This window comes from Paenibacillus albiflavus (genome assembly GCF_004344915.1).
GTDB classification, from domain to species: Bacteria; Bacillota; Bacilli; order Paenibacillales; family NBRC-103111; genus Paenibacillus_AM; species Paenibacillus_AM albiflavus.
Window position 1 is genome coordinate 56,652 of sequence record NZ_SKFG01000002.1, and the last position, 14,961, is coordinate 71,612.

The window sequence follows — 14,961 nt, forward strand, 5'->3', positions numbered from 1 at the left end:
CCATGTCCTGCTATGGCATTTTGCTGTAAAGTTGATTATAATACCAAAGAGGAGGTGAACCGGATGTCCGACGCACTAGATCGTGTTAAACGTATAATTATCGATCGCCTTGGGGTTGACGAAGCAGAAGTTACCCTAGAAGCATCGTTTAAAGATGACTTAGGCGCTGATTCTCTAGATGTAGTAGAATTGGTGATGGAACTTGAAGACGAGTTTGATTTGGAAATTTCCGATGAAGATGCAGAGAAGATTAATACTGTAGGAGATGTAGTAACTTACATAAAATCTCATACCTAGTATTGAGAGTCCCGTTTAAGACGGGACTTCTCCTCGTTTTAGTATTACAGAATTTATAACATTTGTATTATAAATTCTGAGTAATACCTTAAGGAACGCATCCGTCTTTAAAGACGGTGAACCGTTTCTTCTTGTATTACACACAGTTTGAGACACCGTTAATTGTAAGAGGTGGTATAGTGAAAAGAGTCGTTATTACGGGTATTGGCGTTGTCACCGCTTTGGGACAAGATATTGAAACATTCTGGAGTCATTTGCTTTCTGGAAAATCTGGCGTCTCGAACATCGAGTCTTTTGACACCAGTGAATATCCAACGAAGATTGCGGCTGCTATTAAGGATTTTAATCCAGAAGAGCTGATTGATCGCCGTGAAGTTCGGCGGATGGACCGCTTTGTACAATTCGGGGTTGTAGCATCGCTAAAGGCACTGCAAGATGCGAAGCTTAACGTCAAAGAACAAACGGATCCAGAGCGTGTTGGTGTAGTCGTTGGCTCAGGGATCGGCGGATTAACTACTTGGGAAGAACAACATAGAATTCTTCTTGAGAAAGGTCCTAAGCGCGTATCTCCATTTTTCATTCCAATGATGATCGCGAATATGGCTTCAGGCCAAATATCGATGATCACTGGAGCGAAAGGTCCGAACACAACAGCAGTAACTGCATGTGCTACAGGAACGCATTCAATTGGTGAATCCTACAGGATGATTCAGCATGATGAGGCTGATGTGATGATTTGCGGTGGTGCAGAAGCAACCATTTCACCTGTGGGTGTTGCAGGGTTTAATGCACTTCGCGCGATGTCAACTCGCAATGATGAGCCTGAGAAAGCAAGTCGTCCATTCGATAAAGACCGTGACGGTTTTGTTATGGGAGAGGGTTCAGGGGTCATGATTCTTGAGTCACTTGAACATGCATTAAATCGCGGCGCACATATTTATGCAGAGGTTATTGGTTATGGCATGAGTGGCGATGCGCATCATATGACAGATCCTGACCCGAACGGAGCAGCTCGTTGTATGATCAAAGCGATCAAAGACGCAGGAATCGATCCTAGCGAAGTTGATTACATCAATGCTCATGGTACTTCAACGCCTGTTGGAGATATTTCAGAAACTACAGCTGTGAAGAAAGCATTGGGTGAACACGCTTATCAAGTAGCGATTAGTTCTACCAAGTCAATGACAGGTCATTTACTTGGTGCAGCTGGTGGCGTAGAAGCTGTTATTTGTGGATTGACAATCGAACATGGTATTATTCCGCCTACGATTAATCTAGATAACCCAGATCCAGAATGTGATTTGGATTATGTGCCAAATACGGCTCGTAAAGCAGATGTACGCGTTGCGATGTCTAACTCATTTGGTTTTGGCGGTCACAATGCAACGATTATCATGAAGAAATACGAAGCGTAATTAAACATTCAATGACCAATAAGGCGTGTTCAAATACTCTTGCAGAAATCTAATCATCCTTAAGTTAGGGCGAGGAAGTGTTTCTGCTGGTTTGAACACGCTTATACACAGACAGTTGCTTAAGGTGGTGAATTGGTACATGAATCGAAGTTTGAAAATATTACTTTCAGAGCTTGGCATTACTTTCAAAAATATGGATCTACTTAGACAGGCATTTACCCATTCATCTTATGTGAACGAGCATCGTATCTCAGGTCATGAAGATAATGAACGGTTGGAGTTCCTCGGCGACGCAGTTTTAGAACTTACTGTGTCTGAATATTTATACGATATGTTCCCTGATCGCTCAGAAGGTGAACTTACGAAGCTTAGAGCATCAATCGTTTGTGAGCCATCGCTTGTCGCATTTGCGGAAGCCCTCGATTTTGGAGCTTATGTTTTTCTTGGCAAAGGGGAGGAACTAACAGGTGGAAGAAGTCGTCCATCTCTGCTTGCCGACGTATTCGAGTCGTTCATCGGGGCCTTATATTTAGATCAAGGTTTATCAGCAGCAAGCGCATTCCTGCGCAAATATGTATTTGGCAAAATTCCTTCGGCTGGCAAACATCTTGTAGTGGACTACAAGACATTTTTGCAAGAGCATATTCAGCAGCATAATATGGGCTCGCTTGAATATCGAATCATCGAAGAACGCGGACCTGCGCATGAGAAAGAATTTATCGCACAAGTTTATCTCAATACGAACATTCTTGGGCAAGGTCATGGTCGTTCTAAGAAAGAAGCCGAGCAAGGAGCAGCAGCAGAAGCTCTTAGCAAAATGAATGTTAATGTAGATGTAAAGCCTAAGTCATAACTAGTATATTTTAAAAGAAATGTGGGGCTGACCTCATGAGTAGATGATTCTACTGACAGGTCAAGCCCCTTTGTATGTTTGGAGTGGGTTATTCCCGTTAATCACTTATAATGAAAGAAAATTCCGAAAATAACGGGCGAAACTCCTGTTAATTCAGAAAGTGTTCATCTTAGAAATGCACAGAATGCTTGTACAGCATTCTGTTATGATGTGATACAATAATGTGAAGTGTAACTTGATCGAGCAAGAAGCTATTTATGCTTCCGAAGTAATTTGTTTTCTAGAAGCTATTAATGCTTTCGAAGCGAGTTTTGTTCGTTAGACTCGTAGTGTCATATACATGACACCACCAAAACTTTGAGGTGAACCCAATACATGTTTTTGAAACGAATTGAATTGTCTGGCTTTAAGTCGTTTGCAAATCGAACGGAGCTGGAATTTGTAAAGGGCATTACTGCTGTTGTCGGACCCAATGGGAGCGGCAAAAGTAATATTTCCGACGGCATCAGGTGGGTGCTCGGAGAGACGAGCGCTAAGAGTCTGCGCGGCGGTAAGATGGAAGATGTTATTTTCTCTGGAAGTGATTCCAGACGTGCTGTGAGCTTTGCTGAGGTGTCACTGACACTGGACAATGGTTCACAGGCATTGCCGATTGACTTTGCAGAGGTAACGGTAACGCGAAGAGTTCATCGTAGCGGAGATAGCGAATATTTTATCAATAAACAACCGTGTCGTCTGAAGGACATCACGGAGCTTTTTATGGATACGGGGATTGGTAAGGAAGCTTACTCGATTATCGGACAAGGCCGTATTGAAGAAATTCTAAGTACGAAGTCAGAGGAACGGCGGGGTATATTTGAGGAGGCGTCCGGTATCGTCAAATATAAGTCCCGCAAGAAAGAAGCAGAGAAGAAGCTCAACGAAACCGAGCAGAATCTGCTCCGCATACATGACCTTGTATCTGAACTGGACAATCAGATTGAGCCGCTTAGAGAGCAGTCAAAGAAAGCTACTCGGTATAAGAGCTTAAAGGATTCTCTTAAGAGTAGTGAAATTACCCTATATGTTCACCAAATCGATGGCATACATGCCTCATGGCAATTGGAGAACAACAAGCTAGCTGAGCTTCGCAACCAGCAGCTATCCTTGTCAACAGAAGTAAGTGTACATGATGCGGGGCTTGAACAGCATCGATTGAAGGCGCGTGCTTTTGAAGAAGAGTTGAATGTGCTGCAGCAGACATTGCTCACACTCAGTGAAGAAGTGGAAAAATGTGAAGGTTACGGCGAGGTTCTAAAGGAACGCAAGAAGAATATTGAGGATAATCGGATAACGGTTACCGCGAATATTAGCTCACAAGAAGAACGTTTGGTTAGTAGGGAAACAGAGTTAAGCGAACAGAGAGTCAAGCTGGCACAAGTAAGTGAGCAGCTCTCACAGCTTGAGGAGCAGCTCGCTGCTGAAGAGATTCGTTTGCTTGGTGTAAGTGCTAGTGCTGCGCTTGAAGCTGAAGAATCATACAAAGCCGAAATGCTGGACTCGATGAACGAAACAGCACGTGTACGTAATGAGATTCGTTATGCGGATTCCCAAGTTGAAAGTCTCGTTAAGCGATTGGCGAAATTAGAAGACGAGAGACTGAAATGGACGGAACAGCGTGAGCAGCTAAAGCGTCGTCGTGAAGAATTAAACCAAAGAATCGTAGAAGCGGGAAAAGCGATTGAAGAAGTGCAAGAACGTTACCTAAGCGTAAGCCATTCCCTCAAGGAGAAAGAGCAGTTGGCACATGAAGCCTCTCTAATGGTCCGGAAGTGGGAAGGCCGTAAAGACGTGCTGATCTCACGTCGCGATACGATGATCGAGCTTCAGAACGACTATGATGGCTTCATGCATGGCGTTAAAGAAGTGCTGAAAGCGAAGGATCGAGGCCAATCGCTGCGAGGGATTCGTGGTGCGGTCGCGGAACTCGTGAAAGTGCCTGCGAATGTGGAGGTCGCGATTGAAACCGCACTTGGCGCTGCACTGCAGAATGTTGTCGTGGAGACGGAAAAAGATGGCCGTGAAGCGATTGCGTTCCTAAAAAGCAAGCAGCTTGGACGAGCTACCTTTTTACCGATGGATGTCATCAAAAGCCGCTCGATTTCAGATGGTGAACGCAGATCGATGGAAGCTGCACAGGGATATGTCGGGATAGCAGTTGATCTGATTCATTTTGATGCTGAGTATAGCTCGATTTTCGGAAGTTTGCTCGGTAATGTCATTATTGCTCAAACATTGGAAGATGCGAACCGCATTGCAGCAAAGGGACAGTATCGCTTTCGGGTAGTCACGTTAGAAGGGGATGTCGTGAATGCAGGCGGTTCGATGACAGGGGGTTCGCAGGGTAAGAAGAATGCGAATTTACTTGGTCGACAGCGCCAACTCGAGGAGTTAGATAAAGAAATTGCGGAAACTGAAATTCAGCTGAAAGAATTGCTAGAGCGTTTAGCGATTGTAAAAGCGGATATCACGGCAGTCAATGCGTCGCTCGTCGATCTGCGAGAACAAGGTGAAGCTAGACGGATCGAGGAACAAGCGCTGCTGGCTGAACGAAATGCACATGATACAGAGCATCGTACTATTGAGGATGGACTGCTTGGCGATACGCAGGATCGCGATTCTCTCGAACAGGAGAAGCTGGAATATGAGCAAACGAAGGAGCATAATATCAACCTTCTCAAAGAGCTCGAACAAGAAGAAGCTAGGTTGCGTGAAGTCTTAAGTGAAGCAGAAACAGCTCGTAAGGCGACGGAGTCTGCGAAAGAGGAGCTTCAGGAACAGCTTACAGGGCTGAAAGTCAAGGTGGCTTCTGTTTCTCAAGAAAAGCAAGGAATACGATCTCATGTCAGTCGTCTGGAGCAAGATATCGAGACGATCACGTATGAGCTTAAGGCTAGCCGAGAAAGACTGGAGCAGTTACAGCTTAGCTATGAGACGAATGAACAAGAGTCTGTGATACAGATTGAGCAACTCAATGATCTTCGTTTACGTAGAAATACATGTACGGAGCAGATTGATTACAAACGCGCTGATCGTTCAAAGCTGTTAGATTTGATTCAGCAGGTCGAGAATGAAACACGTGAGCAAAGAAGCCAGCTCAAGGTGGTCGAGGAAGATCTACGAACGACTGAGGTGCGCGTGAATCGATTGGATGTGGAGCTGGACAACCTTCTTAAGAAGCTTGGCGAAGAATATGAACTCAGCTATGAGCTTGCTAAGGAACGTTATCCTGCGCCTGAACAGATCGGACCGATTCAACAAGAGGTTAGAGATTTAAGGCGTCAGATCAATCAGTTAGGCGATGTGAACGTTGGAGCAATCGAGGAATATGCGCGGGTATCTGAACGTTATGAATTCCTTCATTCGCAGGAAAATGATTTAATCGAGGCTAAGACAACCCTATACGGGGTAATCCGAGAAATGGATGAAGAAATGTCCCGTCGTTTCAAAATGACCTATGATGCGATTAGGTCACATTTTGGCACCGTATTTTCCAAGTTATTTGGTGGTGGACGCGCCGATCTGGTATTATCAGAACCAGACAACCTGCTAGAGACAGGGATCGATATTTTGGCACAGCCGCCAGGTAAAAAGCTGCAAAACCTCAGTCTTCTCTCAGGGGGGGAGCGTGCACTAACAGCGATTGCTTTATTGTTCTCGATTTTGCATGTGAAGCCTGTACCGTTCTGTGTGCTGGATGAGGTAGAAGCCGCGCTCGATGAAGCGAACGTATCTCGATTTGCAGAGTATTTACGTGAGTTCTCACAAGTGACGCAATTTATCGTTGTTACGCACCGCAAAGGAACGATGGAGGAAGCCGATGTGCTGTACGGGGTAACAATGGAAGAAGCGGGGGTATCCAAGCTCGTATCGGTTCGTCTGGAAGAGGAAGAAAGCGTCATGCTGGCTTGATGAAAGATTAGCTTCAAGAGCATTTTACAAGAGAAATCGATTAGACAAGGTCAGATAGGGGATAAGTTCATGAGTTTTTTTCAAAAATTAAAGCAAAGTATTTCATCCAAAGCAGAGCAAGTAACAAGCAAATTTAAAGAGGGCTTAGCGAAAACACGCGACGTGTTCGTTGAGCGAGTGGAAGATTTGTTTTCACGGACGAAAAAAATTGATGAGGATTTCTATGAAGAGCTGGAAGAGATCTTGATCGGTGCGGACGTAGGCGTGACAACAGTGATGAACCTAATCAGCGATCTTCGTACTGAAGTGAAGAAACAGAAGATTGAGGATCCGAGCCAGCTTCAACCGATCTTAACGGAGAAGCTTGTAGAACTGCTATCAGGCACACAGAACGGTACTTTAAACATGGCGTCATCAGGGCTGACGGTTATCCTGTTTGTCGGGGTGAACGGTGTTGGTAAAACGACAACGATTGGTAAAATGGCGCATATGTTCAAGTCCCAGGGTAAGAAGGTTCTACTGGCAGCAGGCGATACGTTCCGTGCGGCAGCGATTGAGCAGCTTGAAACTTGGGGGCAACGCGTTGGCGTTGATGTCATTAAGCAGCAATCGGGCTCTGATCCAGCGGCGGTGATGTTCGATGCGGTACAGGCTGCCAAGAATCGTGGAGCGGATGTTCTGCTATGTGATACCGCAGGTCGTTTGCAGAACAAAATCAACTTGATGGAAGAGCTGGGCAAAATTTATCGCGTCATCCAGCGTGAAGTGCCCGATGCGCCGCATGAGACTTTGCTTGTGCTTGATGCGACAACAGGTCAGAATGCACTGAATCAGGCTAAAATGTTTGGCGACAAAGCTGGTTTAACAGGACTTGTACTAACCAAGCTTGATGGAACTGCCAAAGGTGGAATCGTTGTTGCCATCCGTCAGGAGTTGGAGATTCCAGTTAAATACGTAGGTCTTGGCGAGAAAATGGATGATTTGCAGCCATTTGATTCCGAGCAGTTCGTACATGCCTTATTCGGTAAATGGGCTGCAGAAAGCAAAGAAGAATAATCCATCATAACTGTCAATGTAAAAGCCTTGACAATGGGTTATTGATCAGGTAATATAAAGAACGTTGTTAGTGTAAAGGATATCACCTTGACAGAGGTAAGATGCGGAGGCGGACGATTGATGAAAGACGAAGCACTCGCTAAGACGAATCGAATTAATTTATTGTTTGATTTTTACGAACCTCTGCTCACGGACAAGCAACGCACGTTCCTGAGTCATTATTTTCACGATGATTATTCCTTGGGAGAGATTGCAGAGAACTACGGCGTCTCGCGTCAAGCGGTTTATGAGCATATCAAGCGGGCAGAGCTTTCGTTAGGTGATTACGAAGCGAAGCTGGGTCTACTTACGAAGCATGAGCGTAGACAGCAGCTATTGCGTCAACTTGAAGAACTTCTGAATCAATCGAATTGTGAAGAAAAACAGGGCTTACAGGTACAAGCGGGTATTCTCTTGCATGAAATTGAACGGATCGATTAGAGAGTAGGTGGTGCTACATGGCATTTGAAGGATTGTCGAATCGTTTACAAAGCGTGTTCAGTAAATTGCGCACGAAAGGCAAGTTGACGGAGGAAGATGTCACCGCAGCATTGCGCGAAGTTCGCCTAGCACTACTCGAAGCGGACGTAAACTTTAAAGTTGTTAAAGAGTTTGTTGCCAAAGTTAAAGAACGTGCTATTGGACAAGAAGTCATGAAAAGCTTCACGCCAGGCATGGTTGTTATTGATATAGTAAATAAAGAATTGACGGCTCTGATGGGTGGAACGAACAGCAAGCTTGCGCGTTCCAACAAGCCACCAACTGTGATTATGATGGTAGGTTTGCAGGGTGCTGGTAAAACAACCTCTTCAGGTAAGCTTTCGAAGTTATTGACCAAGGAAGGTCGCAGACCACTCCTTGTTGCGTGTGATATTTATCGCCCTGCAGCGATCAAACAGCTTCAAGTGCTCGGTGAGCAATTGAAGGTGCCTGTATTCGCAATGGGCGATCAAGTAAGTCCAGTCGAGATTGCCAAGGCTGGACTGAAGCATGCGGAAGATCACGGTCACGACTACGTGATCATAGATACCGCAGGGCGTCTCCACATTGATGAGACGCTGATGCAGGAGCTGCGCGATATTCACGCAGCGATTGAACCCGACGAGGTGCTGTTAGTTGTCGACTCGATGACGGGGCAAGATGCCGTCAATGTCGCGGAGAACTTCCACCAGCAGCTCTCGTTAACCGGCGTCGTGCTAACCAAGCTCGACGGAGATACGCGCGGCGGTGCGGCCCTATCGGTCAAAGCCGTTACCGGCTGCCCGATCAAATTCGCCGCGATGGGTGAAAAGCTTGACGCCTTGGAGCCGTTCCATCCGGAACGCATGGCGTCACGTATTCTCGGCATGGGCGATATGCTTACGCTGATTGAGAAAGCTCAATCAGGCATCGATGCCGAGAAAGCCAAAGAAATGGAACGTAAAATGCGCACAGCGGAATTTACGTTCGAGGATTTCCTAGAGCAAATGGAGCAGGTTCGCAAGATGGGACCGCTTGACCAATTGTTCGAAATGCTTCCAGGTGCGAACAAGATGAAGGGTCTTAAGGACATGAAGGTTGACGATAAGCAGCTCACTAGAGTTGAGTCGATCGTCAAATCCATGACGAAGGAAGAGAAGCTGCATCCAGAACTGCTGAACCATAGCAGACGCAAGCGGATTGCAGCAGGCTCAGGTAATTCGCTTACAGATGTTAATCGTTTCATCAAGCAATTCGAAGATATGAAGAAAATGATGAAGCAATTCTCTGGTATGATGGGTCCTAAGGGCAAAGGTATGAAAGGTCTTAAAGGCAAGCTCGGCAAAGGGTTCAAATTCCCTTTCTAGTGATAGTATTCCGCTCTCGTAGCGTGAACCTAATATAAGGTAAGTTCCATAATTTTTGGAGGAGGTGAAATAACAATGGCAGTTCGTATTCGTCTAAAGCGTATGGGTGCTCACAAAGCTCCTTTCTATCGTGTAGTCGTTTCTGATTCTCGTTCCCCGCGTGACGGTCGTTTCATCGAGGAAATCGGTACTTACAATCCGGTTGCTCAACCAGCAGTGGTTAACATCGATGAAGAGAAAGCTCTTAAATGGCTACAAACAGGTGCGCAAGCATCTGATACAGTTCGCAATCTTTTTAGCAAAGCAGGTTTGATGACTAAGTTTCATGAGCTTAAGCAACAGAAATAAGGTTAACCGCTATAATCTGCTCCCTTGGAGGGTATTATGAAAGATGTAATCATCGTTATCGCGAAGGCGCTCGTTGATCATCCGGAGGATGTACGCGTCAATGTGGTTGAGAGTGATAAGAGTGTGACTTACGAGCTTTCCGTTCATCCTAGTGATGTCGGCAAAGTCATCGGTAAGGGCGGTCGTATTGCTAAATCAATTCGCACGGTCGTAACTTCCGCAGCAGTTAAGCAAAACAAACGTGTGACTGTAGAGATTGTCTCTTAATAGAGAAGGGTTAGGAATACTCCTAACCTTTTTCTGTTATAATGAAGGTCTAATCAATGTTCATCACCATAATGAGTGCTTGACTATCGTCCGTGGAATTGTGATGACCATATAGGAGGTCAAGAACTAATTTGAATGATGAACAATACATCAATAACATTTAGGAGGTACAGAGATCACCTATGGATCAAATCTTACATACAGTTGGAGAGATTGTTAATACACACGGGATTCGCGGCGAGCTTAAAATTGTGCCGCATACTGATTTTGCTGAGGAGCGTTTTGCAAAAGGGAGCAAGCTCGTTATTGTTGCTTCTAATGGCGCGAAAACGGAGGTCACCGTACAATCCTCACGTTTAAATAAGAAAGTCTATATCATTTTATTTAAAGACTTTACGAATATTAATGAAGTTGAGAAATTTAAAGGCAGTTTGTTAAAGATTGATGAGAAGTATCAAGATGATCTTGAAGATGACGAATATTATTATCATGAAATCATCGGCTGCATGGTGGAAACTGAAGAAGGCGAACAGCTAGGAGAAATCATAGAGATTCTTTCGCCTGGAGCGAATGATGTATGGGTAATTAATCGTCCGAAGAATAAGCAATTGCTCATTCCTGTAATTGATGATGTCGTTCTAGAAGTAGATGTAGCGAATAAAAAGGTGATCGTTTCCTTAATGGAGGGTTTACTCGACGAATGAGAATTGATGTAATGACGTTATTTCCTGCTATGTTTGAAGGGGTATTCTCCTCCTCTATTCTGGGTAAAGCCAAAGATAAGGGGCTCGTTGAGTTAAATACGATTAATTTTCGTGATTATACGAAAGACAAGCATAATTCGGTTGATGATTACCCCTATGGTGGAGGCGGAGGCATGGTGCTGAAGCCAGAGCCTTTATTTGAAGCTGTCGAATCGTTGACGGACAGTGTTAAGACGGAGGCCATGCCTCGTGTGATCCTCATGTGTCCACAAGGTGAGAAGTTCACGCAGAAGAAGGCTGAAGAGCTGTCGAAGGAAAGTCATTTAATCTTCGTATGCGGGCATTATGAAGGGTATGATGAGCGAATTCGCGAATTCCTTGTCACGGATGAGCTGTCTATCGGGGATTACGTTCTAACAGGTGGCGAGCTACCTGCGATGGTCGTGATTGATTCGGTTGCAAGGCTTTTGCCCGGTGTGCTTGGCAACGAAACATCAGCGGTGACAGATTCTTTCTCAACAGGCTTGCTAGAATATCCGCAATATACGCGTCCTGTAAGCTTTCGCGGGATGGATGTCCCAGACATTCTGCTGTCTGGACATCATTTGAACATCGAAACTTGGCGCCGCAAACAATCGTTCTTGCGCACACTTGAGCGTCGTCCAGATATGCTAGAGGGTCTCGAGCTATCGAAGGAACAAATGAAATGGAAGCAAGAATGGCTGGCACAGCATAACGGACGAGATGAACAATAAATTATAAAATGAAACAAGGTAAGATGACGTAGATACTGACGTCATCTTTTTTTGCGTCATAAGAATTTCAACCTCACATCGAAAGAATAACACCTAACATAAATTTCCACCTTCTTTTATGATCGAGTTGTAAGCATATACGAACTAAATTAAGAAGAGGAAGGGGAACGTGAGTATGTTTCATCGGAAATTCATAAAGACGATTACAACCTTGTTATCTGTAATGCTTGTATTAACGCTCGCAGCTTGTGGGGGATCCTCAGGAAATTCGTCGTCATCAGATACACCAAAGCCATCTGAACCTGCAAGTGCGACTACGACGCCTGCTGCGTCAGAAGCTCCTAAGACAGAAGAACCAATCGAATTAACGTTCTGGACATTAGGGACGAACGGGTATGATGAATTAGCTAAGGAATACAAGAAAGTGAAGCCGAATATTACGATCAAGATACAGAATACTTCGGATCAGACTGCACATCACAACAATATGTTGACAGCACTTTCAGCCGGTAAGGGAGCGCCAGATATTTTCATGCTAGAGATTGCCTTCCTTGAAAGGTTCATGGAGGCGAAGGATAGCTTTGTGAACTTGAATGATCTAGGCGCGAAGGATTTGAAAGGCAATTACTTGGACTGGAAATGGAGCCAAGCTTCTTCTGATAATGGCAATTATCAATTTGGTCTGCCAACCGATGTAGGTCCAACGGTTGCTTACTATCGTACGGATTTGCTTGCGCAAGCAGGTATGCCTACTGATCCAGAAGGCTTCTACAAGACGATCGATACATGGGATAAATTCGATGCAGTCGCAAAAGAATTTAAGGCAAAGACAGGCAAGGTTTTCGTTGATATGCCTGACCTTTTATACAATTCCATTCGTGACCAAGCAAATGAGATCTACTATGACAAAGATGACAACTTCATTGGCGATACGAATCCACAAGTGAAGAAAGCATGGGATTATACTGTTAAAGCGATACAGGAAGGATGGGTAGGGAACAATTCGTTGTGGACGCCTGAATGGGGGCAAGCAACGAACAATGGTGACTTCGCGGTGCTTCTAGGACCTGCATGGATGTCAGGCGTTATTAAAGGCAATGCCAAAGATGCTTCAGGCAAATGGATGATTACGCAAATGCCAGAAGGACCAGGTAACTGGGGAGGATCTTTCATCTCACTTCCAAAAGAAGGGAAGCATCCAAAAGAAGCGTTTGAATTCATTTCCTGGCTTTTAAACAAAGATCAGCAATTGACATCCTTCAAAACAAACGGGTTGATGCCATCCATTCCTGCTCTATATGATGATCCTGCATTCACAGGATACATTGATGATTATTATAACAAGCAAGCAGTTGCGGTGGAATTCGGTAAAGCTGCTAAGAACGTGAAGCAGATTCATTATGGCAAATTGCATGATGGAACCGATAGCATTTTTAAAGATGGACTTCGCAATGTTCTTTCCAAAAAATCGGATCCGAACAAAGAATGGGATGATGTCATTAAGAAAGTCAAAGAATTGAATAAACGCAGTTAATTCCTCGCCGAATTCATCTGCTATTCCGTATAAAGAGTTTGTGTGCCAAAGTCACATGAACTCTTTATATCCTTAATTCTCATAGGTGGTGTCATATGAGTGAGACGAATCCAGTATTAAATGAGCAGAAAACAAGTACTAAACGACCCATGTTAACCGAGAAGGTACGCAGTTCATTAACGGCCTATTTATATATCTCACCTTTCTTTGTGTTATTTCTTGTGTTCGGAATCTATCCCATTTTCTATACATTTTATTTGTCCTTCTTTAAATGGAATGGACTTGGTGCGATGAAGTATGTTGGTTTTACGAATTTTGAGCTTGTCCTAGGTGATCCGTTATTCTGGCAATCATTCTGGAACACGCTGATTATGGGCTTACTTGGGACAGTTCCACAATTAATTATTGCGCTATTGCTAGCGGTTGCCCTACATTCAGGAATAAAACGGTTCCGCAAAACGTTAAGAACGATCTATTTTATGCCGAATATTACATCAATTGTTGCTGTCACGATTGTATTCAGTGCTATTTTCTCAAACAAAGGGATGGCGAACGCAGCATTAGGTGTTTTTGGTATTGACCCTATGGCATGGGATGTCGATTATTGGGGTGTGAAGCTTGCCATTGCAACGATGGTTCTATGGCGATGGACGGGTTATAATGCGATCATTTACTTCACAGGCTTGCAAAGTATCCCGAATGACTTGTATGAAGCAGCTAAAATCGATGGTGCGAACAAGTATCAATTACTTATGCATATCACCATTCCGAATTTGCGGCCGTTTATCATTTTTACCATATTGATTTCAACGATTGGAAGTTTACAGCTGTTCACGGAGCCTTATGTATTCTTAGGGCAGGGTGGATCGGCCTCCACTAGGGAAGAAGGCCTAACAATGGTAATCTATATGTTCAGTGAAGCGTTCCGCAATGGGTTCTTTGGAACGGCTGCTGCGACTTCCGTTATCTTATTCGTATTTACGGTAATTATTTCCTTATTGAATACGCTGCTATCTAGGAAAATCGGAGGTGCTTCATGAGCCAAGCTACCATTATGGACAAATCGAATGTGTTTGTTCGCATGCTAACATACATGATTTTGGTGATAGGTGCTTTCTTCTCACTCTTTCCTTTTTATTGGATATTCGTCATTGCAACGCGAACACGTGATGCAGTCTACCATATCCCTCCGGTTGTAACTTTAGGTGGGGAGTTTATGAACAATTTTCACCATGCGCTTGAGAAAATTACGTTCTTCCGATCTTTATGGAATTCGTTCGTTGTATCCTCTCTATCGACCGTCTCCGTAATTTTTTTATGCGCTATTGCGGGGTTTGCGTTTGCCAAATATGAGTTTCGAGGGAAGAAGTGGCTGTTCGTTCTGATTCTCGGCACGTTGCTCGTTCCAACACAGCTAAATATTCTGCCTAACTATGTACTTATGAGTAAACTTTCTTGGATCGATTCCTATAAAGCTGTGATCGTACCTGGAATGGTGACTGCTTTTGGAATTTTTTGGATGAGGCAGTATATTGAAGCTGCCGTTCATAATGAACTGCTTGATGCAGGAAGAATTGATGGCTGCAGTCATTTTCGTATTTTCTGGAATATCGTCATACCGATTATACCGCCTGCGATGGCGACGCTAGGGATCTTTAATTTTCTCAACATATGGAATGATTTCTTCTGGCCACTTGTTGTTTTGAAAAATAGTGAGCATTTTACGATTCAAATTGCTTTAAGACAGCTTTTTACGATTAATGATGGCATTGACTATGGAACCATTATGTCCGCGATATTTGTAGCGACGCTACCGTTAATTCTGATTTTTATCCTGTTCAGCAAATGGTTTATTTCGGGGCTAACCTCAGGTGCGGTGAAAAGTTAGCTTAAATAAAGGAACAGATGATCCAAGC

The 14,961-nt window shown here is 44.2% G+C and carries 14 protein-coding genes; all 14 read left to right on the forward strand.

Features of this window, described 5'->3' with window-relative positions; all coding sequences use genetic code 11:
• Nucleotides 1-63: 63 nt before the first annotated feature.
• Nucleotides 64-297, forward strand: a complete 234-nt coding sequence (locus E0485_RS03395; RefSeq protein ID WP_132416570.1) for an acyl carrier protein — start codon at nt 64-66, stop codon at nt 295-297.
• 176 nt (nt 298-473) lie between these two features.
• Nucleotides 474-1,712: a beta-ketoacyl-ACP synthase II gene (gene fabF / locus E0485_RS03400; protein WP_132416869.1), complete on the forward strand. Its 1,239-nt coding sequence runs from the start codon at nt 474-476 to the stop codon at nt 1,710-1,712.
• Between the two features lie 139 nt (nt 1,713-1,851).
• Complete coding sequence (gene rnc, locus E0485_RS03405) at nt 1,852-2,565, forward strand: ribonuclease III (RefSeq protein WP_132416571.1); 714 nt, start codon at nt 1,852-1,854, stop codon at nt 2,563-2,565.
• A gap of 375 nt (nt 2,566-2,940) precedes the next feature.
• Entirely contained in the window at nt 2,941-6,516 is a 3,576-nt protein-coding gene (gene smc / locus E0485_RS03410) for a chromosome segregation protein SMC (protein WP_132416572.1), read from the forward strand.
• 69 nt (nt 6,517-6,585) lie between these two features.
• Complete coding sequence (gene ftsY, locus E0485_RS03415; RefSeq protein WP_132416573.1) at nt 6,586-7,572, forward strand: signal recognition particle-docking protein FtsY; 987 nt, start codon at nt 6,586-6,588, stop codon at nt 7,570-7,572.
• A gap of 120 nt (nt 7,573-7,692) precedes the next feature.
• Entirely contained in the window at nt 7,693-8,052 is a 360-nt protein-coding gene (locus tag E0485_RS03420; RefSeq protein ID WP_407944827.1) for a putative DNA-binding protein, read from the forward strand.
• A gap of 17 nt (nt 8,053-8,069) precedes the next feature.
• On the forward strand, nt 8,070-9,437 hold the full coding sequence (gene ffh / locus E0485_RS03425) for a signal recognition particle protein (protein ID WP_132416575.1): 1,368 nt from the start codon (nt 8,070-8,072) through the stop codon (nt 9,435-9,437).
• 75 nt (nt 9,438-9,512) lie between these two features.
• Nucleotides 9,513-9,785, forward strand: coding sequence for a 30S ribosomal protein S16 (gene rpsP / locus E0485_RS03430; protein ID WP_132416576.1), 273 nt, complete (start codon nt 9,513-9,515; stop codon nt 9,783-9,785).
• 36 nt (nt 9,786-9,821) lie between these two features.
• Entirely contained in the window at nt 9,822-10,052 is a 231-nt protein-coding gene (locus E0485_RS03435) for a KH domain-containing protein (RefSeq protein WP_132416577.1), read from the forward strand.
• Between the two features lie 182 nt (nt 10,053-10,234).
• Nucleotides 10,235-10,756, forward strand: a complete 522-nt coding sequence (gene rimM / locus E0485_RS03440) for a ribosome maturation factor RimM (protein WP_132416578.1) — start codon at nt 10,235-10,237, stop codon at nt 10,754-10,756.
• Nucleotides 10,753-11,511 (forward strand): tRNA (guanosine(37)-N1)-methyltransferase TrmD, encoded by a 759-nt coding sequence (trmD, locus tag E0485_RS03445; RefSeq protein WP_132416579.1) that lies wholly within the window; start codon nt 10,753-10,755, stop codon nt 11,509-11,511. Before rimM ends, trmD begins: the two co-directional genes overlap by 4 nt.
• A 175-nt stretch (nt 11,512-11,686) precedes the next feature.
• Nucleotides 11,687-13,045 carry an ABC transporter substrate-binding protein gene (locus tag E0485_RS03450; RefSeq protein WP_235857390.1) on the forward strand — a complete coding sequence of 453 codons (1,359 nt, stop codon included), beginning with the start codon at nt 11,687-11,689 and terminating at the stop codon, nt 13,043-13,045.
• A 95-nt stretch (nt 13,046-13,140) separates the two neighbouring features.
• Nucleotides 13,141-14,085, forward strand: coding sequence for a carbohydrate ABC transporter permease (locus E0485_RS03455; RefSeq protein ID WP_132416580.1), 945 nt, complete (start codon nt 13,141-13,143; stop codon nt 14,083-14,085).
• Nucleotides 14,082-14,933 carry a carbohydrate ABC transporter permease gene (locus E0485_RS03460; protein WP_235857391.1) on the forward strand — a complete coding sequence of 284 codons (852 nt, stop codon included), beginning with the start codon at nt 14,082-14,084 and terminating at the stop codon, nt 14,931-14,933. Before E0485_RS03455 ends, E0485_RS03460 begins: the two co-directional genes overlap by 4 nt.
• Nucleotides 14,934-14,961: the final 28 nt, after the last annotated feature.